Genomic DNA, 21,306 nt, shown 5'->3' on the forward strand with positions numbered 1-21,306 from the left:
CGTGATGCATGCCGCGCAATGAATGTGCTGAACGTTGCACTGGACGCATCGACGGGGTGTCCTCAAGATCCAGGCATCTTGATTCCGGACCTCCCCATGCAACGCCCGTCCTCGCCCAACCGCCGTCGTCTCGTTCTCCGTGCCGCCCTGATGGCGGCACTCTCCGCCGCGCCGCTGGCGCAAGCCGCCGACCGCATCGTCGCGGTGTCCTCGGGCGGCTTCGCCGAGGCGTTCAAGGAGCTGGCCGTCCGCTATGAAAAGGACGTGCCCGGCGCGATCGTCGATCGGCAGTTCGGACCTTCCATGGGAGAGACGAAGCAGGCGATTCCGGCGCGGCTCGCCCGCGGCGAGCCGCTGGACGTCGTGATCATGGTGGGCCCGGCCTTGGACAAGCTGATCGCGCAAGGGCTGGTCGACGGGGCGACGAAGGTCGTCCTCGCCGATTCGTACATCGCCTGCGCCGTGCCGGCCGGGGAGCCGGCGCCTGAGCTGGACACGGTCGAGAAGGTCAAGGCGGCGTTCCTGGGCGCCGCCTCCATCGCCTGGTCGGACAGCGCGAGCGGGGAGTACATCCAGCACGTGCTGCTGAAGCGGCTCGGCATCGAGGACGAGGTGAAGGCGAAGGGCCGCCAGATCCCGGCGACGCCTGTGGGGGAGATCGTTGCCTCACGCCAGGCAGCCTTCGGATGCCAGCAGCGCAGCGAACTCCAGGCCGTGAAGGGCATCCGCATCGTCGGCGAGCTGCCGGACGAGATTCAGAAGGTCACGCCCTATGCGGCCGGCGTGGTGAGCTCCAGTCGGCATCACGGTCCAGCACAGGCATTCATTCGCTATCTGGCCGCGACAGCGAATGCGGATGCCCTGAAGCGGAGCGGTTTGCATCCGACGTCGACCATCGTGCCTATGCCTGTGACCCGTTGAGGGCCCGTCGCCGCTGCTCGCTGTCCGCCAACAGATCAACGAAGGCTCTCACCTTCACGGGGCGGAAGCGCGCCGACGGAAACACCGCGTGAATGCCGCCGGAAGGCAGGCGCCATTGGGGCAGGACCTCGATGAGACGCCCTGCGGCCAGGTCCTCTTCGACGGCGAAATCCGGGAGGACAGAGAGCCCCATGCCATGGCGCACGGCTTCGCGCACGGCCAGCGTCGCATCCAGACGCACGGACGCTTGCACGGTCACGTCCCGGCGTTCGGTCTCGCCGTGGGAGAAGTCCCAGTGGAGGTGATCGCGCAACGCGGTGTTGGCGACGAAAGGAAGCCGGGCGATGTCTTCCGGTCCGGTGAGCGGCGCAAGTTGCGGCGCCATCGCGGGGGCGGCGACAAGCACTTGCCTGAACGAGCCGATCTTGCGCGCCTGCAGTCCGGTTTCCGCCAGCCAGCCGACACGGATCGCCAGCTCAATGTTGCCGTCCATGATGTTGAGCGTCTGGTCGCTCAGGATGGCGTCCACCTTGCAGGCGGGGTACCGCTGCATGAAGGCAGCGATGACCGGTACGACGATCCCGACGCCGTAGTCGAACGGCGCCGTCAAGCGCAGGACGCCCGACGGCTCGGTCGACCCCTCGGCCAGTTCGTCGAAGGCCTCCTCGGCTTCGCGCAGGATCGTGGCGCAACGCAGGTAGAAGGCGCGCCCGGTTTCGGTCGGCTGCACCCGGCGCGTGGTCCGTACCAGGAGCGAGGTCCGGAACTCGCTTTCCAACCGCGCCACCTGCTGGCTGACCACGGCCTTGGTGATGCCCAGGCGCTCTGCCGCCGCCGTGAACGAGCCGGTTTCCACCACGGCGACGAAGTAGGTCAGCCGCCTCAGGTTGCCGTGGCTTCCCCCGCCGTTCTCAGCGATATTGTTTGCCTTGGACATACATTGTGTTTGTCACGTGTGTATTTGATGATCAATTCTCGGTGCCTACGATGGGGTCCAGACCCTCCCCCTCCACTTTTTTGAAGAAGGCACGACCCCCATGACGACGCGCAGAGATGTGATCAAGACGGCAGGCGCCGCCGGTGTCGCGACGGCCATGCTGGGCGTGAAGAACGCCTTGGCTGCAACGACACGACTGACCTGGAAGCACTTCCCTGCCGGCGAGAACGGCTTCTTCCGTGCTCCCGTGCTGATCTCCGGCGCCAACGACGCCATCCTGATCGACGGCGGCTTCACGCTCCCCGACGGCAGGGCGCTCGCCGAGGCCATCAAGGCCAGCGGCAAGAAACTCACGACCATCTACATCAGCCAGAGCGACCCCGACTACTACTTCAGCCTCGCGCCCCTGCAGGCCGCGTTTCCCGCCGCCAAGGTGATCGCCGCGTCGGCGACGATCGCGGCCATCCAGGGCAATGTCGCCAAGAAGCTGGCGACCTGGGGGCCGCAGCTCAAGGAAAACGGTCCGCAGGTCCTGGCGGACATCGTCATGCCCGAGCCCTTCGACGGCCGGACCCTCACGGTGGAGGGCCAGCCGCTGGAGATCGTGGATGCCGAAGGTCTCGAGAACCGGCGCTACCTCTGGGTGCCCTCGCTCAACGCCGTTGTCGGCGGCGTGCTGGTGTTCTCCGGCGTTCATGTCTGGACGGCCGACACGCAGGGTGCGCAGGCGCGTGCGGCGTGGATCAGGACGCTCGATGCCATGGCCGCGCGCAAGCCGGCCGTGGTGGTCCCCGGCCACCTGGCGCCCGGCGCGGCGACAGACAGCTCGGCGATCCGATACACGCGCGACTATCTCGTGGCGTTCGAGGATGAGCTGGCCAAGGCCGCCGACAGCGCCGCACTGATCGCCGCCATGACCCGGCGCTATCCGAATGCGGGCATGGGCGTGGCGCTGCAGATTGGCGCCAAGGTGGCCAAGGGCGAGATGAAGTGGGGGTGAGGCCGGAGGTCAACCGCCTGGGAGGACTTGCGCCTCGTCACGCCCCGTCGCGCCCCGGCGCTCCCGCTCCCGCGGCCGCTGCCACCGGCAACCTGGCGAGCTGGGCCTGAGCCAGCCGGTGGTAGATCGGCACGCTGATCCAGCGCGACACCACACTGGCCAGCAGCGCGGCCGCCATGAGGCTCAGGACCATCGAGTGACCGTCCACCATCTCCATCACGATGATGAACGCCGTGACGGGGGCCTGCGTCACCGCCGCGAGAAAGGCCGTCATGCCGATGGCGATCATGACCGCGGCGCCCTCCGTGGTGTGGGTCAGCTGCGCGATGTCGCTGCCGATGCCGGCGCCGATCGCCAGCGAGGGCGCGAAGATGCCGCCGGGCGCGCCCGACCAGACGGCTAGCCAGGTCGCCACGATGCGCAGCGTGACGTAGAGCACCGGCAGGTCCAGGTGGCCTTCCACCAGGCCCCGGGTGTACTCGTAGCCACTGCCGTCGGTGGCGCCGTGGCTCACCACCCCGAGGACCGCGATGGCCAGGCCGCAGGCGAAGGCGAACCGCACCGGGAAACGGGCTCGCCACCGGCTGAACCGGTCGGCACCTCCGAGCAGGCTGCGCTGGAGCAGACGGGAAAAGACGCCGCCGGCCAATCCGCAGCCGACGGCGGTCAGCAGTCCGGGAAGCAGATGGGTCCAGGTGAGGTGCTCCACCCGCAGGCGGCCGAAATAGCTGGCATTGCCGAACGCCGACACGGCGATCAAGCCGGCGAGCACGATGGCCGCGATGATGAGCCCGCTGCTTCGCTGTTCGATCTTGCGAGTGAGTTCCTCGATGGCGAACATCACCCCGGCCAACGGCGCGTTGAAGGCGGCCGCGATGCCGGCCGCGCCGCCCGCCACCAACAGACCGTCGTGATTGAGCGGTGAGCGCCGGGGCAGCCATCGTTGGGCATGTTGCATGACGCCTGCGGCGATCTGCACCGACGGCCCCTCGCGGCCGATGGCCAGTCCGCCCAGCAGGCCGCCGGACACCAGGAGCAACTTCGCGGCGCTGAGCTTCAGCGACACGAAGAGCCCTTGCCGGGCCGGATCGACCCTCGGCGACAGGGCTGCCATGACCTGCGGAATGCCGGACCCGGCGGCGCCCGGCGCGAAGCGTCTGGTCAGCCACACCAGTCCGGCCGTGCACACCGGCGTCCAGAGCAGCGGGGCCCAGGGTGACCACGCGCGGAGCGCCGCGAAACCCGCCATCGCCTGCTCGCTGACCCAGGTGAACACCACGACGGCCAGGCCCGCCGCCACGGCGAACCCGAGCACCACGGCGCGGGCGAGCCACTGACGCCAGTCGGCCAGGTCGTCGCGTACCGCCGACAGGAAATCCGGGTCGGTGGGCGCGGACGCCTGATGGTCGCTGCCGTCGCCTTCCTGGCGAGACGTGGCGGGAGGATGGGGGGCTTGGTGATCGCCAGACATGACGGCAAGTATCCCGCTCCGATCAGGCGATGCCTGTCGTCGAGCGCACGTGAGCCCCTCGCGCTTGCGAGACGCGAACGACCGCCATCGCCGTCAGGCGCCGGCGCCGGGCACCGGGCTGAGACCTCAGGCCGCGGTCGTCGGCACCGGGAACTTCTCCGCGTAGAGCTGCGCCAGCCAGTCGACGAACACCCGCACGCGCGGCGACAGCTGCCGATGCTGCGGATAGAGCGCTGACAACGTCATCGCCGGACTCTCCCAGTCCGACAGCACTTCGACGAGTCGCCCGTCGGCCAGCTCCTGCTCGATGTGGAAGCGCGGTACCTGGATCAGCCCGCAGCCGCGCAGCGCGGAGGCGACGTAGTTCTGCGCGTCGTTGACCGAGATCCATCCCGGCAGCGGATAACGCCGCAACTGCCCATCCACCGTGAGTTCGAGCGGATAGTCCGCGCCGCCGCCGCTGGCGAAGAAGCGCACCGTCTGGTGCCACGGCAGATCGTCGGGATGCCGCGGCGTGCCGACACGGGCGAGGTAATCGGGGCTCGCGCACACGACCTGCGGCATCGAGGCCAGCTTGCGCGCGATCAGCGTCGAGTCGCGCGGCGTGCCCGCGCGCAGCACGCAGTCGACGCCCTCGCGCACGAGGTCCACCAGCCGGTCGCCGCCGCTGACCACCAGCTCGATCTGCGGGAAGCGCTCGCGGAACTCGTCGATGCGCGGCAACACGATGTGCGACGCATGCACCCCGTGCATGTCCACGCGCAGCACGCCGCGCGGGTTCGCCGCCACCTGCTTCAACGAGGCTTCCGCGTCGTCGAGCTCGTTGAGCACGAGCACGCAGCGCTCGTAATACGCCTGGCCGTCGAGCGTCGGCCGCACGTCCCGCGTGGTGCGGTCCAGCAGTCGCGTGCCCAAACGGGCCTCCAGCGCCTTGATGGCGTGCGTGGCCGTCGCCCGGGGGATGTCCAGGTGGGCAGCGGCCTGCGTGAAGCTGCGCAGCTCCACGATCCGGGTGAACAGCTGAAGGGTCTCGAATCGGTCCATGCCAGCATCCTCGCAGGCGTTTGTTGAGTCAGGTTGAACTGACAAGTCAATTGTCACGCCTTTTTCCGGATTAGATCAACAACCAGAATTCGTTCCATCGCAACCCGGAAGCCCTTCTCCCTCCCGCCTCCCCCTCTCAGGCGCTTCCCTCAACCCTTGGAGCGAACCATGACCGCCACTTCCATCCCGACCTCGATCTCCACCGACTGCGGCCTGCGCACCGCCCTGGTTACCGGCGCCTCTCGCGGCATCGGCCAGGCCATCGCCAGGCGGCTGGCCGCCGACGGCTACTCGGTCGTCGTCAACTACGCCGGCAACGCCGCGGCAGCCCAGGAGACCGTTGCCGCCATCCAGGCCGCCGGTGGTCGTGCCACCGCCGTGCAGGCTGATGTGTCAGACGCCGGCCAGGTGGCCGCGCTGTTCGACGAGACGCTGCGCCGCTACGGCCGCCTCGACGCCGTCGTGCACAGCGCCGGCGTGATGCCGATGGCCGCGATCAAGCCGTCCAGCCTGGAGACCTTCGACCAGGTCATCGACACCAACCTGCGCGGCGCCTTCCTGGTGCTGGCGCACGCCGCGGAGAAGGTCGCCGCCGGCGGCCGCATCGTGGCGCTGTCGACCAGCGTGATCGCCAAGTCCTTCCCCAATTACGGCCCCTACATCGCGTCCAAGGCCGGCGTCGAAGGCCTGGTGCACGTGCTGGCCAACGAGCTGCGCGGCCGCTCGATCACCGTCAACGCGGTCGCCCCCGGGCCGGTCGGCACCGAGCTGTTCTTCAAGGGCAAGTCGCAGGAGCAGATCGACAGCGTCGCCAAGGTCGCTCCGCTGGAACGCCTCGGCACGCCGGAGGACATCGCCAACGCCGTGTCCTTCCTCGTCGGCCCGGACGGCGGATGGATCAACAGCCAGGTCCTGCGCGCCAACGGCGGCTTCGCCTGATCGTCGGGGCCGCGGGGCCTCACGGCCTGGCCGCCTGGCCGCTTCGATGCCCTCCTCGTCTCTCGTCGAGTCGCTTCCGGCCCGTCTTCAGTCCCGCTCTTCAGTCCCTCTTTTCAGTCCCGCTCTTCAGGAACACTGCCAGCAGCACGCGCGGCGGCAGGCCGTCGTTCCGGGCGCCTTCACCCAGGGCACCCACCACGTCGTGCACTCGGACCTGTCGACGGTGCGCAACGCCGGCGCCACCGCGGTGTGACAGGTCGCCGGATTCGCCACGGAAGGCCTCCCCCGTGAGGGGGCCTCCGGGCGGACGAGGGGCCCGCGGCGGCGGGGCGCTGATATCCTGCCGCCGCCTCGCGCTCAGGCGCGCCTGCGGCCCTCCGCCGCGCAACACCCGACCCCTCCGAATTCCATGATCGTCGGCATCGACCTCGGCACGACCAACAGCCTCATCGCGGTCTTCCGCGACGGCCGTCCCCAGCTGATCCCCAACGCCCTGGGCGACTTCGCGACCCCCTCGGCGGTCGCGATCGACGACGCGGGCAAGCTGATCACGGGCCTGGCCGCCCGCGAGCGCGCCGCCACCGATCCGGCCCGCACCGCGCAGGCCTTCAAGCGGCTGATGGGCACCGACCGCACGGTGCGGCTCGGCGACCGGAACCTGCGCGCGGAAGAGCTGTCCGCGCTGGTGCTGCAGTCGCTGAAGGCCGATGCCGAGGCCTTCCTCGGCGAACCGGTCACCGAGGCCGTCATCACCGTCCCCGCCTACTTCAACGAGGCCCAGCGCCGCGCCACGCGCGCCGCGGGCGAGCTCGCCGGACTCAAGGTCGAGCGGCTGCTCAACGAGCCGACCGCCGCCGGCCTGGCCTACGGCCTGCAGGACCGGCCCGACAACAGCACCTTCCTGGTCTTCGACCTGGGCGGCGGCACCTTCGACGTGTCGGTGCTGGAGTACTTCGACGGCGTCGTCGAGGTGCGCGCCAGCGCCGGCGACACGCGCCTGGGTGGCGAGGACTTCGCGCATGCCATGGGCAAGCTGTTCATCGAACGCTGCGGCGCGCTGTCGCTGGCCGAGCGCGAGCGGCTGCAGAAGGATCCCGCGCTGTGGTGGCGCGCCGCGGAGCAGGCCAAGCGCGACCTCAGCGAGCGCGAGAGCGCCGTCATGGGCCTGATGCTGGACGGGCGCCGCGCCGAGCTGGAGATCACCCGCGCCGACTTCGAGTCCGCCACCGCCGAGCTGCTGCAACGCCTGCGCCGACCGATCGAGCGCGCGCTGCAGGACGCGCAGCTGTCGCCGGGCGCCTTGAACGAGGTGGTGCTGGTCGGCGGCGCGACGCGCATGCCGATGATCCGCCAGATGATCACGCGGCTGTTCCAGCGCCTGCCGCTGCGCACCATCGATCCCGATCAGGCGATCGCGCAGGGCGCGGCCGTGCAGGCCGGCCTGAAGGCGCGCGACGCGGCGCTGGACGAGGTCGTGCTGACGGACGTGATGCCGTTCTCGCTGGGCGTGATCACGTCGCAGCGCGTCGGCCAGCAGCGGGTGGACGACCGCTTCAGTCCCATCATCGAGCGCAACACGCCGGTGCCCGTGTCGCGGATGCAGCGCTACTTCAGCGTGAGCGACCAGCAGAAGTCCGTGGAGCTGGACATCCGCCAGGGCGAGTCCCCGATCGGCAGCGAGAACCTGCACCTGGGCAAGCTGGAGATCGCGCTGACGCCGGCGCCGGCCGGCGAGGCCTCGATCGAGGTGCGCTTCACCTACGACGCCAACGGGCTGCTGGAAGCGGACGTGCGCGACGTGCTGGGCGGCCACACCGCCAGCACGCTGATCCGCAACACGGCGACCGAGATGAGCGAGGCGCAGATGACCGAGGCGCTCAAGCAGCTGCGCGCGCTCAAGCGCCATCCGCGCGACGAGGAAGAGAACCGCTACCTGGTCGAGCGCGCGAAGCGGCTCTACGAGGACCGGCTCGGCGAGCAGCGCAGCGCGATCCAGTCGTGGCTGGGCGAGTTCGAGCAGGCGCTGGACACGCAGGATCCGCGCGCCATCCGCCACGCCCGCCAGCAGATGCGCGAGGCGCTGGACAGCATCGACGGCGGTTTCCGCTTCTGACGGAGAGCGTCGCGATGGAAGACTGGCAGGCGGCCTGGCATCAGGACTGCGAGACGGTGGGGCTTGCAGCGCCGAGCACCGACCTCGGCGAGATCAAGCGCGCCTACGCGAAGACGCTGCGCAAGACGCGACCCGACGATGACGCGCAGGCCTACCAGGCGCTGCGCGAAGCCTATGACCGCTTGGTGGCGCATGCGCGCCGGCAGGAACTGATCGCGGCGCAGGCCGCGGTGCAAGCCGCCGCGATGGCAGACGGGCCCGGGGACACGCCGCCGGCCGACACACCGGTGGTCGACCAGCCGATGATTGAAGCGGCCGTGGGCACCGAATCGGTCGTTGCGGCATCGCCCATGGCCGAGCGGATCGAAGCCGCGGTCGAGGCCGCGATCGAGACTGAATGGCCCGCAACGGCCCCCTTCCCGCCCACGCCGACGCCCGAGCCGGAACCCGCGCCCGCGCCCGCGCCTGTCCCCGTTCCGTCGGCTACCCCGGCGCCTGCGCCGCGTCCGCAAGCCGCCCGGCCCGCTTTCCTCGACCCTTCCGCGGGGCCGTCGCCGGAAGCCCTCTGCCATGAGGTCGTCCATCTGCTCAAGCAGGGCCCGGCGAAGCTGGAAGCCGCGATGCCGGCGCTGCGCCGCCACCTCGGCGACCTGCCCCTGCAGCAACAGCTCGAAGCCTCCGCGAGATTCGCAGACCTCGTGGTGCAGCTCGAAGCCCACCTGCCTCCGCGGTTGATCGACATGTTGCGCGAGCACTTCGACTGGGCGCGCGACTTCCGCATCGAACGCATGCTGGGCGGCGAGCGCATGACCGCGCTCGCGGCGGTGCTGGAGCGCCATCCGCCGCCCATCACCGATCCGGCGACGCTCTTGGAGTTCGGGACGACGGTCCGCATCGCCCAGCTCTCCAGTTCCGCGAACGCGGGGAACCGGTTCAAGGCTTTCATCGGCGCCCTGCTGACGGGGCACACGCTGCCGCTGCATCTGCAGTGGGCAGGCTGGCAGCTGCTTCGCCGGCTGGGGCTCGACGAGGCGGAGTTGGCCGCCGTCCAGAAGCTGGGTGTGACGGCGCGCAACGTGGCGCTGGGGTTGATCGCGCTGTTGGCCGGCGTGCTCGGCGGCGTGCTGGCGGGCAGCGTGACCGAAGGCTTCGAAGACGGCTTCTTCGCCCTGTGCTCGGTGATCATCGTCTGCGCGGGCATGGGGTATGTCGGCCAGGCGCTCGACTTCCTGCGTGAGGCCGTGCCCGCCTGGCTGGCCGAGAAGTTCAAGTCGGAGCGCTGGGATCGCGCGTCGCCCTGGGTGGGCGCGGCGAGCTTCGCCGTCGCCGGCCTGTTCCTGCAGCTCGCGCCGGTGTACGGCAACGCCATGGCGGGGCTGAGCCTGGTGTTCCTGGCCGTCGGTCTGCTGCTCGGCCTGAAGGGCACGCCCGCGATGATCACGACCGCGGTGGCGCTGTGGGGCTTCGTCGTGTGGGCGGTGCCGACGATGATGCCCGTCGTGGCGGGGCTGCAGGCCGCGTGGGTCTCCGCCGGAGTCACCGTCTATCGCCTGCGCCTGTACGTGCCCAACCCGACCTTCCGCGTGCAACCCACGCGGCCGGCGGGAGGATGGAAGGCCATCGCGCTGCTGCTGACCGTGGGACTGCCGACGCTGATGGCCTGGTTGTCCAGCCTCGCCGGCATGCGCTTGACGCTGGGCGCGATCACGCTCGCGTTCACCGTCAGTCGCGTTTTGAACGACGTCGATGTGCTGGCACGCGCCGCGATCATGTTCGGCACGCTCTACCTGGCGACGGGCCTGTGGCTCGCGGCGCAGCGCGCGGGCTGGCATCTGGCGCGCCGGCTGTTCCGCGGCCGGCCCGCGCCCGCCGAGGACGGCGGACGCTGACGGCCGGTCACTGCCGGTGGATCACTGCACCGGCACCCACCCCGACGGCGACCAGCGCAGCAGCACGTCCGTCAACGGATTGGGCGACTTGCCCATCAGCTCGCGCGCCTGCGCCCGCAGCGCATCGAGCGTCGACGCGTCGTCGTCGCTGACGTAGAGCACCGTGTCGTTGGCCGGCGCGGCGACGATCAGCTTGCCCTTCTGCGCATCGGCCAGCGGCTTCCAGTCGTCGATGAAGACCAGCCGGCTCGGCTGCGGCACCGCGCCGTCGAGCTTGCCCACCTCGCCCGCGGGCACAGGCTTGGCCTGCTGCAGCACCTGCGGCATCGCGTCGTAGGTGTTCTTGCGGGCGGTCTCGCGCACCTGATCGACCGACAGGTTCAGCGTCTTGTAGTCCTTCTCGCTGACCAGCCGCGAGGCGCGCATCGTGTCGAAGACCGGCACCGTCACCAGCGGACCGATGAAGGGCCGCGGCCGGAAGGTCGTCGCGTCGCCGCCGACCTCGCGCTGCGCCTGCTGCACCGACGCGGCCGTGCGTACCGCCAGCCGCAGCGACGCGCGCGTCGCGGGGATGGTCGACGCCCGGAACTGCTGCGTCGTCGTCTTCACGAACACGTTCACGTCGTCGGCGCAGTTGCCACGATTCGTCTGGCAGCCCGCATAGAGCTTGTCGAGCCGCGTGCGCTGGTCCGCGACGCCGAGCGTCAGCGGCTCTCGGACGACGATGGTGCCGTCGCCCAGTTGCTCGCGCAGTTGCGAGGCGACGTACTCGGTGAAGCCGATCGCGTCCTGAGGGACGCCCGCGGACTGCGCGAACGCGCCGCCTGCTGCACCGCAGAACGCGGCCGTGGCCGCGATCGCGGTCAGGGTTGATCGGAGAACGGAACGCGGTTGTCGTTGGAGACGAAGACGCATGACGGACATGAGGACCTCCGTGTTTTCATGGGGAGGCCCGGGTTGGGCAAGCATCGCTCCCGCCGGCTGCACTGCGACGGCTGCTGGCCCTCACCCCCGCCCTCTCCCGCAAGCGGGAGAGGGAGCCACATCGCGCCCTTCTTACCCCCTCTCCCGCAAGCGGGAGAGGGTAGGGGTGAGGGCCAGCGACGGTGGAAGTACGGAAGCGCTCAAACGCGCCTTCACGCGCCCTGCACGCGGTACTGATCCGCCTTCGCCACGCCTTCCATCGCCGGATCGCTGACCGACGGCGCGCCGGTCTCGATGTGGCCGGCGAAGCGGCGCAGGAAATCGGCCTGGCCGTTCACGCGCACGGACACGTCATACCAATGCGCCGCGACGGCGACACCGATCCGCAGCTCGCTGCTGCTGCGCGCCGGCACGTTCACCGTGCGCGGCGCCGTGCCCTGGTACTTGTTGTGCGCGACGGTGAAGGTCGCGGCGACAGGCCCCGTGTTGACCAGCGTCAGCACCAGCTCGCCGGTGGCCGGCGCGGACTTCGCGATGACATCCGGATTGGGTTGACCCGCCGCGGCCGCGCGCCGTGCATTGCCGGCGAGATGGCGGTGGAAGCCGTTGGGGCCGAGGATCCACAGGTCGTAGGCGCCCGCAGCCTGCGGCGCGAAGCTGCCGGTGAGCTGCTTGCCGGCTTCGACCGTGTAGCGTCGCGGGATCTCGCCCAGGCGCGTGCGGTCGTAGACATGGAACACGGCGGCGGCGCTGCCCGTGTTCTGGAAGGTGACCGCGATCGACGTCGCATTCGGGCCCGCGCCGGGCGTCAACGCGCTGGTGGCTTGCAGGTCATACGGGAGCGCACGCGCCGGACGCACGCCGGCGTTCTGCGACGGCAGCTGCAACGCGCCGGGAATCGCCGGTGTCGTCGTGCCGGGCAGCGCGCGGGCCTTGTTGGCAAGCGCCACGGTGTCCGGCAGCTTGGAGAAGAACTCGCTGTCCTCCGGATCCGCGAAGTTGAAGCACGAGGTCAGGTCCCCCGCGACCGCGCGGCGCCACGGGCCGATGTTGGTCTCCTTCACGCCGAAGCGCGCCTCGATGAAGCGCAGCACCGACGTGTGGTCCGACACCTGCGAGTTGACCCAGCCGCCCTTGCTCCACGGCGACACGATGTACAGCGGCACGCGCGGGCCCATGCCGTAGGGGCGGTGCAGGTAGGTGGCCGACGCGCCGTTGAGGATCTCGCAGTACTCGCCCGTCGTGTCGACGGTCGACGCGCCGGCGATCACGGCCTGCGCCGGGTTCGCGTTCCAGGTCACGTACGAGGGCGCGGCCGGCGGCGGCACGTGGTCGAAGAAGCCGTCGTTCTCGTCGAAGTTGATGAACAGGACGGTCTTGGCCCACACGTCGGGATTCGAGGTCAGCGCGTCCAGCACCTTGGCGGTGTAGTCGGCGCCCTGCGCGGGGCTGGACGGACCGGGATGCTCGGAACCTTCCGCGGTCGCGACGACCCACGAGACCTGCGGCAGGCGGTTGTTGATCACGTCGTCGCGCAGCAGGTCGAGGTCGCGCGTGGAGATACCGCGGTCCTTGAGCACCTGCGAGAAGCCCGGCCGGTTGTACCAGCCGTCGCGGAAGACCTTGAAGCCGGCCAGCGAGTTGTCGGTGAAGTTGTCCGCCATGTTCTGGTAGACCTGCCAGCTGATGCCGGCCGACTGCAGCCGCTCGGGGTAGGTCGTCCAGGTGTAGTCGTCGAGCGGATTCGGGTTGAACCAGTCGTGGCTGTTGTCGGTGGACGGGCCGTTGCCCAGGCGCAGCGGATCGTTGGTGCCGGTCCAGATGAACAGGCGGTTGGTGTTGGTGCCGGTCTGCGTCGAGCAATGGTAGGCGTCGCACAGCGTGAACGCGTTGGCCAGGGCGAACTGGAAGGGCAGCTCCTGCTCCTTGAAGTGGCCCATCGAATGGTTCTGCTTGGCCTTGGGCCAGTTGTTCATGCGGCCGTGGTCCCACGCGGCCTGCGCGTCCGTCCACGAGTGCGGCGTGCCGCTGACGCGCATGAAGGCGAAGTTCTGCGCGGTATTCAGGTGGAAGGGCGCGATCGCGCCGGGCGCGGCGTTGTTGGCGGTGGGCTGGATCCAGACCGAGCGGCCCTTCACGTTGGCCGAGTCGGCCACCGGCGCCGGGAACGGATCGCCGAAGCCGCGCACGCCGTTCAGCGTGCCGAAGTAATGGTCGAAGGAGCGGTTCTCCTGGGTCAGGATGACGATGTGCTCGACGTCCTGGATCGTGCCGGTGCGCACGGCCGCCTTGATGGACAGCGCGCGGGCGATGGCCGGCGGGAAGCTGGTCATCGCGGCGGTGGCGCCGGCGGCGCCCGCGACGGCGCGGAGAAACTGGCGGCGGGGTGGTTGCTGTTGCGTCATGGCGGGCTCCTCAGGCGGTGGCGGTGGCGTTGGGATTGACGTTGGCATTGACGTCGGCGTGTCCCGAGGTCTTGCGGCGGCGGATCACCAGCGCCGCGACGGCCAGGCCGCCGAGCGCGAGCGCGCCCGAGGCGGGTTCCGGCACGGCGGCGAAGGTCAGGTCGTCCATGACGAAGAAGGCCGGATCGTTGCTGCGGAACACGAGGCGGTCGACGAGCCCGGCGTAGCCGCTGCCGAGGAAGGTGGGGCTGTCGCTCAGGTTGAGCAGCGAGGTCGACGCGACGAGCGAGCCCCCGAAGTACAGGTCGATCGCGACGTTGACGCCGTCGAAGCCGGCGAACCAGGCGCCCTGAAAGGTGCTGGGCGTGAGGAAGCCGATGGCGCTGGTGGCGGTGCCGCCATCGAAGCCGAGCGTGGCGCGGCGGTCGCCGGAATGCGGCGTGTACGGCGCCTGCTCGCCGCCGTATTGGAACCAGGAGCTGGCGGACCAGTCGAGGCCGGCGTAGTTGGCGGGGACGAGGCCGTCGTCGGTCAGGTCGTCGAAGGTGACGACGGTGGCGGACGCGAACGGCGCGGCGATGGCCAGCAGCAGCGGCAGGCAGGCGCGGGGGATGGCGTGCGTGAACGCCTGGGAGAGGGAGCGGGCGAAGGGCTTGCGCATGGGAACTCCAGGGAGGTCGAGCGGACGGGAAGCGCCGCGCCCGCGCGTCGATCTGCCCTTGGGGTCAGGTCTTGACGCTGCGGTCGCGGTTGGACGGGGCGGATGTTCAGAGGACGGGGTGACAGACCGGTGACCGGTCGGTGTCAGCGACGGGCCCGGAACTTGCCCGCGGGGCGGTCGTCCCTGGAAGCAGGGGCGCGTCGCGGGAGCGACGCGAAGGCGTCATGTAACGCTGGTCGCGCAATGGCCTTGATCAGTATCGGCAGGGGGACTGACCTGCCTGGATCAGTTCCCCCATCGAGACCGCAATTTGGAGGAAAGACACAGCGTCATGGCGTGTCGAACACTGCGGGTCTTCGGGTCGTGGGACCCGGCAATGAAGGAGCTGGTCATGTCCATGAAGATCGATAGCAGCGGCGCTGCGCATTTGAAGGTGCACGTCGATGCGCGCTCGTCCGAGGCAGGTTTCGAGGATCTGATCCATGCTTTGCGGCATCCCCATCTGGTCTTCGGCGAAGCGGCTGGGCCGGATCTCGTTGCCACCTGCGCGCTAGCCGATTGGGAGGCGTCTTCGGCCGCTCTGAAGAGGGTGCTGGAACACGGCGGTCAATCTGCTGGGGATGCGCTGATGGCGCTGCGCCTCGCGGGAGAGTTCACCCGGCAGCACCGGATCCAGCTCGAAGGATCACCCTGGCTGTGCGTGTTCGAGATGGATGACGAGCCATGGGCGCGCTATGACATCCACACGAGCCTGAGCAATCGGGCCGCGACGATCTGGGACAACCGATTCGACGACATCCTCAGGAAGAGCAAGTTGGAACGAGAGAGTTTCTATCTGCGCTTCACGGACGGTGGCCCGCTCTAAAGCGGTCACCCACCACGCCGGTTTGGGGGACACATGCATCACAAGACTCACCTCTGGTTGGGGCTTGCTCGCGAATTGAGCGAGCGCCCGGATGAAGTTGCCCGGCGCACGGCGATCAGCCGGGCGTACTACGCCGCGTATCACCGGTGCATCGACTGGGAGAAGGAACTGCCCGCGCAAGGGAGGGACAACGGGCGGAAGGGGGTCCATGCGCAACTCATCGCACGGCTCCAACATCCCGGCAAGGGCTGCAGCCGGATGCAGTCGGAGCGTTCAAAAGCGATCGGGAAGCTGCTTCTCGAACAGCGCGAACGACGAGTCACCGCTGACTATCGAGTGGACGACCCGCTCCCTGAGGTTCTGGTCACCGCGCAGTTGAATGCGGCGACGCGAGTTCTTCGCGAGTGCGACAAGCCCCTCCGACGAGCGACGAAGAAGCCGCTCCGCCATCCAGGACAGCGGAGCTGACGATTTGCTCAAGCTGGGCGAATCGTCACCCCCTTCATGTCCTCGCCAGCCAACGGCGTCGACGTGTGCTCATGGACGATCTTCCAAGCGCCGTCGCGGCGCAGCAGCGTCCAGCTGATGCGGTTGTCCATCGTGAACTTCGTTTCGCCATGCGCCACGAGTTCGTAGCGCACGAACGCATGCAAGGCGGCCATGTCACCGCTCGCATGCACATGCGGATCGTCGAAGACCACGCGGTTGGCGCCGTCCGCCGCCATCCTGAACCAGCGCTCGACGGCTGCGCGCCATTGGGCTTCGCCGTCGTAGGACCATTGGTCCCAGCAGTCATAGATCTGCGCGTCCGGCGCGTACAGGGCCAGCAGCGCGTCGACGTCCTTGGCCAACGCTGCGGCCTGATAAGCGCCCAGCAACGCCAGCACCTCCTGACCAACGGCCGTGTCGTTCGCTCGTGTCGTCATGCGTCTCTCCCGGTGGCAAGTTGAAGTCGAGGGGCAAACGCCTCTCCATCCTCACGACGATCGAGCCCGTGTCGTTTCGACACGCTTCCGCATCACATTCGGCCTCGCGCAGATCAGACCGCGTCAATACCCGTGACGAGTATGAACAGGGGGACTGGCCTGCCTGGATCAGTTCCCCCATCGAGACCGCAATTTGGAGGAAAGACGCGAGGTCATCGCGTGCCGACACTGCAGGCAGTCGGGTCGTGGGATCCGAGATCACGGAGAACAAGGATGGCAATGGATCTGGCCCCGCAAGGCTTCATGCACACCGCGAAAAGCAGGCCCCTCTGCACGATGCAGAAGCTGGTTGAAGCGTTTCGGCACCCGCCGTTGATCTTCGGCACGGCATCTCCGCCAGGGCTCGAGGCGGATCATGAGGCGCGTGATTGGTCGCTGGCAACGCAGGACATTCAATGCATCCTCGACATCCGTCAGGTGTCTCCGGAGACGCTGCTGTCGAAGCTCGAGGCCACCGCTCGTTTCATTCAGCTGCACGAATTGCGCCTGTGCGGAAACCCCTGGCTCCATGTCATGCGCTTCCAGAACATCGCTTCGGTTTCCTACGTGATCCATCTCGATCTGGATCAGGAGGATGCAAACACGTGGAATGAACGCTTCCATTCGATGCTGGCGAGTCAAGATCTGCTCGATCTTCCGCTCTACATCAACCTCAGGGAGCGCGGCCCCAGCCGCTGACGCCCGCACGTGCCAGTGGAGCAAGTTCCCTCATGCCGATCAACAGCAAAGAGCAACTGCAACTTGCCCGGGAGCTTGCGGAAAGCCCCACGGAGGTGAAGCGCAGGGCAGCCATCAGCCGAGCCTACTACGCCGCCTACCACCGATGTTTTGACTGGGAGAGGAAGCATTCAGCGAGAGCATCGAGTCTTGGCGGACTACAAGGTGCGGCAGCAGTTGCCCAGCCGGGTCCTTTCAGAACAATTGAAGCTGGCGGCCGAGGTGATCGAGCGATGTGACCGCCATGACCGTGGTGAAGGATTCTTCGCCGCCCCGAGCCGCATGAGGCCGTGACCGGCCATCGCGCTTCATCGGCTTTCACAAATCACGTCCGACCTTGCGCAAACCGCTGATACCACTCGACCGCATCCGCATTCGCCATCGCATCGCGCTTCATCACCTGCTCCGCCGCCGCGCCGAGCAGCAGCTTCTTGATCGGCAGCTCCATCTTCTTGCCCGACAGCGTCCGCGGGATCGCCTCGACCTGATGGATCTCGTCCGGCACGTGGCGCGCCGACAGCGCCTTCTTGATCGATGTCTTCAAGCGCAGCTGCAGCGCCTCGTCCAGCGGAAGGCCGTCCCGGAGCTGAACGAACAGCAGCAGGCAACTCGGCCGGCCCAGGTACTCCAGGTCCACGACCAGGCTGTCCAGCACCTCCGGATGCATCTCCACCGCGCGGTACAACTCCGACGTGCCCATCCGGATGCCGTGGCGATTGATCGTCGCGTCCGATCGCCCGTAGATGATCCCGCCGCCCGACGGCGTGACGCGCAGCCAGTCGCCGTGGCGCCAGATGCCTTCGCCGTTGGGGCCGCGGTACATGTCGAAGTAGCTCGACAGGTAGCGCTCGTGGTCCTTGTCGCCCCAGAAGTACAGCGGCATCGACGGCATCGGCCGCGTGCAGACGAGCTCGCCGACTTCGTCGATCAGCGGCCGGCCCTGACCGTCCGCATCCACTTCGGAGAACGCGTGCACCGCCGCGCCCAGGCTGCGCACCTGCATCTGGCCGCGCACCAGCGGCTCCGTGATCAGCCCCGTCAGGAACGCGCCGGCGAAGTCCGTCCCGCCACTGATGATGCAGATCCAGATCGGCTGGCCGTCGGGCTTCGGACAGTTCGCCCAGATCCAGTCGTAGCTCTCGTCCGCCAACGGACTGCCCGTGCTGCCGATCGCGCGCAGGCGGCTCAGGTCGCCGTGCTTCAGCGGCTCGACGCCGGCCTTCAGGCAGCTCGCGTAGAACGCCGCGCCGGCGCCGAAGAAGGTCGTGCCCGACAGCGCCACGAAGCGCCACAAGGTGCTCCAGTCCGCCGCGTCCTTCGGTCCGGCCGGGCTGCCGTCGAACAGGCAGATCGTCGTGCCACCCATCAGCGCACCGACCTGGCAGTTCCACATGATCCAGCCGGTCGAGCTGTACCAGTGGAAGCGATCGCCCGTTTCCACCGTCGCGCCGACGTTGTTGTGGATCGAGCCCTTGAGCATCTCCAGCAGCACGCCGCCGTGACCGTGCACGATCGGCTTGGGCAGACCGGTCGTGCCGCTCGAATAGACGATCCACAGCGGATGGTCGAAGGGCACCGCCTCCGGCGCGTGCGATCGCGTGTTGGCGATCAGCGTGTCCCATCGATGCGCGCCGCGTGCCGTCTTCGTCACACCCGCTGTGCCCGCTGCGCCCGCTGCGCCCGCTGCGCTCGAGGATGTGGCCAACGGCGTCGGGTCCGCCTCGGAATCGAGGTTGCCGAGCAGCACGACGTCGGTCACCGTCGGCAACTCGTCGAGCAGTTGACCGAGCATCGCCATCCGGTCAATGTCCTGCCCGGCGTAGCGCACGCCGTCGGCGGCGATGAGCAGCTTGGGTTCGATCTGGCGGAAGCGGTCCAGCACCGCCACCGGCCCCATGTCGGGCGAGCACACCGACCACACCGCGCCGAGGCTCGCGACGGCAAGGAAAGCGACCGCCGTCGCCGGCACGTTGGGCAGGTAGGCGGCGACGCGGTCGCCGCGCCGCACGCCGAGTTCATGCATCGAGGCCGCGAGCGCGCCGACCTGACGACGCAGTTCCGACCAGCGCATCTCGCCGAGCTCGCCGCGCGCGAGCATCGCCTCGTTGGCATGCACGATCGCCGGATGGCCGGCGGCTTCCGCCGCGTCGACATGCCGCAGCGCCTGCGCGGCGACGTTCAAGGTCGCGCCGCGGAACCAGACCGCGCCGGGCATGCGCTCCTCGCAGAGCGCCGCCTCGAACGGCGTCTCCGAGCGCAGGTCGAAGTGATCCCAGATGCTGCGCCAGAACGCGTCCAGCTCCGTCACCGACCAGCCCCAGAGCGACGCGTAGTCGTCGAAGACCAGGCCTCGCTGCTCGTGCAGGAAACGGCGGTAGTGGTCGATCTGCGGCGTCGGGGGCATGCGGGACTCCTTGTCGAGTCCTGACGGTAGCCGAGATCCCTTCGGCTTGCCGTCACGCGCGTGACCGACGCGAAACGCTCAGCGCTTCGGCAGCTTGTCCGTCTCGATGTCGACGTAGGGCCAGAAGATCTGGTTGAAGAATGGCCGCCGGTAGCCGACCAGCCAAGGCTGCGCGAGGTCCGTGACGATGCGATGCACGCGGAACTTCTGCGGCATGTAGGCGGTGAGCAGCTTCTGCGCCTCGCGCAGCAGCGCGGCGCGTTCCGGGCCGTCGGGCAGCACCATCATGCGGCGGTAGATCTCGTCGTATCGATCGAGCTTGAAACGGCCCAGGTTCTGCCCGCCGGACGCCGGCCCGTACAGCAGCTCAAGACCGAGCTGCGCATCCGGCGTCGAGCTGTTGAAGCCCAGCTGCCAGATCATCAGCTGCCCGGCACGCGCCGACTTCAGGTTCTCCGGCCACTGCGCCATGCGGATGCGCATCCGGATGCCGAGCTTGTTCATGTCGCGCTGCCACAGCTCGTCATAGGGCTTGGAGCGCGAGTCCGGCGTCGACGCCACCTCCAGCACCAGCGGGCTGCCGTCGGGCTTCTCGCGCCAGCCGTCGCCGTCCCTGTCGACATACCCATAGGTGTCGAGCAGCGCCTTGGCGCGGGCCAGGTCGTAATCGCTGTTCTCGCTCTTGTAGTCGTCCTCGTAACCCCAGGTCCCCGGCGCGATGACGGACTGCGCCGGCACGGCCTGGAAGTGCCGCGTGGTGACGATCTCCGTCGGCACGTCGGTCGCCAGCCCGATGGCGCGGCGCAGCGCGACCTTGTCCGGCGTGTAGCCGCCGACCGTCGGATCCTCCATGTTGAAGTAGTACATCGTGCGGTCGCTCGCCAGCACGCGGTACAGCTTCATCCCCTGCTTGTCGAGGTTGGGCGCCAGCTTGCCGTGCGGGATCGCGACGTCCGCGTACTCCTCAGGCAGCTGATACAGCAGGTCGAACTCGCGGTTCAGGTAGGACAGCCAGCGCGGTTGTCCGGCCTCGATGATGCTGATCTCCACCGCGTCCACCATCGGCAGCTTGCGGCCCTTGAAGCGGGCCGCCAGCTGCTCGCCTTCGGTGTCGCCCGGCGCGGGCTGCGCGTCGTAGACGAGGTCGCGGAAGCCGGGGTTCTTCACGAGCCGGATCAGCGAGCCGCGCCGCCAGCGTTCCAGCATGAACGGCCCGGTGCCGACCGGGTGCTCCATCGTCTTGCCGGCGTAGGCCTCGATGACCTCGCGCGCCACCGCGCCGTAGGTGTCGCCGCCCGCCAGGTTGTAGATGAAGCGCGGCCGCGGCTCCGCCAGCTTGAACTGCAGCGTGTAGCGGTCCAGCGCGCGCACGCCCTCGACGGGCTTGTCGTAGTCGAAGGGCTGCTTCGTCTTCAGCGCCGCCACGCGCAGTTCCTCCAGGCCGAGGATGCCCTCCTGCTTGAAGCTCGAGTACAGCGGCCCCTTCGTCGCCGGGTCGTAGAAGCGCTTGAGGCTGTAGACGTAGTCCTCGGCGGTCAGCTCGCGCCGCTTGCCCTTGAAGGCCGGATCGTCGGCGAAATAGATGCCGGGACGGATCCTGATCGTCCAGGTGCGGAAGTCCTCCGAGATCTGCGGCATCTCCGCCGCCGTGTTGGGCTTGAGCTTGAACGGCCGCGCGAGGTAGTCGTAGTTGTAGAGCGACTCGAAGATGTGGGCCGTGACGATGCGCGAGTACAGGTCGCTCAACTGCGCGGGGTCGAAGCCGGTCTCGGCGACGAGGAAGGCGTAGCGCAGCACCTTCTCCTGCCCCTCCTGCTTCGGGAGCGGCCGCTCGGAGGCTTTCGCCACCGGAGGCGGCGCGGCGACGGCCATGGTCGCCACGGCGACGGACGTCGTGATGGCCGCAACGGCCGCGACGGCGAGCGCCGCGGCGTCCCGCTTCAACGCGGCAAGCGCGGCAAGCGCGGCGACCGCGCGATGGAACGGAACGGAGCAGCGTGCGCGCATGGGAGTCGGGACCTCGGGACTTG

The 21,306-nt window shown here is 68.7% G+C and carries 18 protein-coding genes; 9 read left to right on the plus strand and 9 right to left on the minus strand.

What is annotated here, in order from left to right; genetic code table 11:
* The first annotated feature begins 18 nt into the window (after positions 1-18).
* Positions 19-921 (plus strand): substrate-binding domain-containing protein, encoded by a 903-nt coding sequence (locus ACQ4L4_RS20090; RefSeq protein WP_431100648.1) that lies wholly within the window; start codon positions 19-21, stop codon positions 919-921.
* Here the strand turns inward: ACQ4L4_RS20090 and ACQ4L4_RS20095 are convergent.
* Positions 902-1,858: a LysR family transcriptional regulator gene (locus ACQ4L4_RS20095; RefSeq protein ID WP_431100649.1), complete on the minus strand. Its 957-nt coding sequence runs from the start codon at positions 1,856-1,858 to the stop codon at positions 902-904. The two genes, ACQ4L4_RS20090 and ACQ4L4_RS20095, sit on opposite strands and share 20 nt — an antisense overlap.
* Before the next feature lie 100 nt (positions 1,859-1,958).
* Between ACQ4L4_RS20095 and ACQ4L4_RS20100 the strand changes: the two genes are divergently transcribed.
* Complete coding sequence (locus tag ACQ4L4_RS20100; RefSeq protein ID WP_431100650.1) at positions 1,959-2,858, plus strand: MBL fold metallo-hydrolase; 900 nt, start codon at positions 1,959-1,961, stop codon at positions 2,856-2,858.
* A 37-nt stretch (positions 2,859-2,895) separates the two neighbouring features.
* Here the strand turns inward: ACQ4L4_RS20100 and ACQ4L4_RS20105 are convergent, their stop codons facing one another.
* Positions 2,896-4,329, minus strand: coding sequence for a chloride channel protein (locus ACQ4L4_RS20105; RefSeq protein ID WP_431100651.1), 1,434 nt, complete (start codon positions 4,327-4,329; stop codon positions 2,896-2,898).
* Positions 4,330-4,455: 126 nt separating this feature from the next.
* Positions 4,456-5,373 carry a LysR family transcriptional regulator gene (locus ACQ4L4_RS20110; RefSeq protein WP_431100652.1) on the minus strand — a complete coding sequence of 306 codons (918 nt, stop codon included), beginning with the start codon at positions 5,371-5,373 and terminating at the stop codon, positions 4,456-4,458.
* Positions 5,374-5,541: 168 nt separating this feature from the next.
* On the opposite strand from ACQ4L4_RS20110, the gene ACQ4L4_RS20115 reads away from it, so the two are divergent.
* From ACQ4L4_RS20115 to ACQ4L4_RS20125, 3 genes are all read left to right on the plus strand, one after another.
* Entirely contained in the window at positions 5,542-6,312 is a 771-nt protein-coding gene (locus tag ACQ4L4_RS20115) for an SDR family oxidoreductase (RefSeq protein WP_431100653.1), read from the plus strand.
* Positions 6,313-6,721: 409 nt separating this feature from the next.
* Positions 6,722-8,425, plus strand: a complete 1,704-nt coding sequence (locus tag ACQ4L4_RS20120; RefSeq protein WP_431100654.1) for an Hsp70 family protein — start codon at positions 6,722-6,724, stop codon at positions 8,423-8,425.
* Between the two features lie 14 nt (positions 8,426-8,439).
* Entirely contained in the window at positions 8,440-10,314 is a 1,875-nt protein-coding gene (locus tag ACQ4L4_RS20125; RefSeq protein ID WP_431100655.1) for a hypothetical protein, read from the plus strand.
* 21 nt (positions 10,315-10,335) lie between these two features.
* Here the strand turns inward: ACQ4L4_RS20125 and ACQ4L4_RS20130 are convergent, their stop codons facing one another.
* The 3 genes from ACQ4L4_RS20130 to ACQ4L4_RS20140 all read right to left on the minus strand — a co-directional run bounded on the left by ACQ4L4_RS20130 (position 10,336) and on the right by ACQ4L4_RS20140 (position 14,304).
* The gene (locus ACQ4L4_RS20130) at positions 10,336-11,238 is read right to left on the minus strand and encodes a hypothetical protein (protein WP_431100656.1); all 903 of its coding nucleotides are present in this window, start codon (positions 11,236-11,238) and stop codon (positions 10,336-10,338) included.
* A 212-nt stretch (positions 11,239-11,450) separates the two neighbouring features.
* Positions 11,451-13,643 carry a phosphocholine-specific phospholipase C gene (locus tag ACQ4L4_RS20135; protein WP_431100657.1) on the minus strand — a complete coding sequence of 731 codons (2,193 nt, stop codon included), beginning with the start codon at positions 13,641-13,643 and terminating at the stop codon, positions 11,451-11,453.
* 10 nt (positions 13,644-13,653) lie between these two features.
* A complete protein-coding gene (locus ACQ4L4_RS20140) occupies positions 13,654-14,304 on the minus strand; it encodes a PEP-CTERM sorting domain-containing protein (RefSeq protein ID WP_431100658.1) in 651 nt (216 codons plus the stop codon).
* Between the two features lie 391 nt (positions 14,305-14,695).
* On the opposite strand from ACQ4L4_RS20140, the gene ACQ4L4_RS20145 reads away from it, so the two are divergent.
* Together ACQ4L4_RS20145 and ACQ4L4_RS20150 are read left to right on the plus strand one after the other, a co-directional pair.
* Complete coding sequence (locus tag ACQ4L4_RS20145) at positions 14,696-15,169, plus strand: hypothetical protein (RefSeq protein WP_431100659.1); 474 nt, start codon at positions 14,696-14,698, stop codon at positions 15,167-15,169.
* A 33-nt stretch (positions 15,170-15,202) separates the two neighbouring features.
* Complete coding sequence (locus ACQ4L4_RS20150) at positions 15,203-15,637, plus strand: hypothetical protein (protein WP_431100660.1); 435 nt, start codon at positions 15,203-15,205, stop codon at positions 15,635-15,637.
* 8 nt (positions 15,638-15,645) lie between these two features.
* On the opposite strand, the gene ACQ4L4_RS20155 is transcribed toward ACQ4L4_RS20150, so the two are convergent.
* Positions 15,646-16,095, minus strand: coding sequence for a YybH family protein (locus tag ACQ4L4_RS20155; RefSeq protein ID WP_431100661.1), 450 nt, complete (start codon positions 16,093-16,095; stop codon positions 15,646-15,648).
* Between the two features lie 273 nt (positions 16,096-16,368).
* Here ACQ4L4_RS20155 and ACQ4L4_RS20160 point away from each other — a divergent pair, with 273 nt between their 5' ends.
* Together ACQ4L4_RS20160 and ACQ4L4_RS20165 are read left to right on the plus strand one after the other, a co-directional pair.
* Positions 16,369-16,833, plus strand: coding sequence for a hypothetical protein (locus tag ACQ4L4_RS20160; RefSeq protein ID WP_431100662.1), 465 nt, complete (start codon positions 16,369-16,371; stop codon positions 16,831-16,833).
* A gap of 189 nt (positions 16,834-17,022) precedes the next feature.
* Positions 17,023-17,166: a hypothetical protein gene (locus ACQ4L4_RS20165; RefSeq protein ID WP_431100663.1), complete on the plus strand. Its 144-nt coding sequence runs from the start codon at positions 17,023-17,025 to the stop codon at positions 17,164-17,166.
* A 31-nt stretch (positions 17,167-17,197) separates the two neighbouring features.
* Here the strand turns inward: ACQ4L4_RS20165 and ACQ4L4_RS20170 are convergent, their stop codons facing one another.
* Together ACQ4L4_RS20170 and ACQ4L4_RS20175 are read right to left on the minus strand one after the other, a co-directional pair.
* Positions 17,198-19,276, minus strand: coding sequence for an acetoacetate--CoA ligase (locus ACQ4L4_RS20170; RefSeq protein WP_431100664.1), 2,079 nt, complete (start codon positions 19,274-19,276; stop codon positions 17,198-17,200).
* 78 nt (positions 19,277-19,354) lie between these two features.
* Complete coding sequence (locus tag ACQ4L4_RS20175) at positions 19,355-21,283, minus strand: ABC transporter substrate-binding protein (RefSeq protein WP_431100665.1); 1,929 nt, start codon at positions 21,281-21,283, stop codon at positions 19,355-19,357.
* Between the last annotated feature and the right edge of the window lie 23 nt (positions 21,284-21,306).

Origin of the sequence: Roseateles noduli (assembly GCF_050626985.1) — a bacterium.
GTDB classification, from domain to species: domain Bacteria; phylum Pseudomonadota; class Gammaproteobacteria; order Burkholderiales; family Burkholderiaceae_C; genus Roseateles; species Roseateles noduli_A.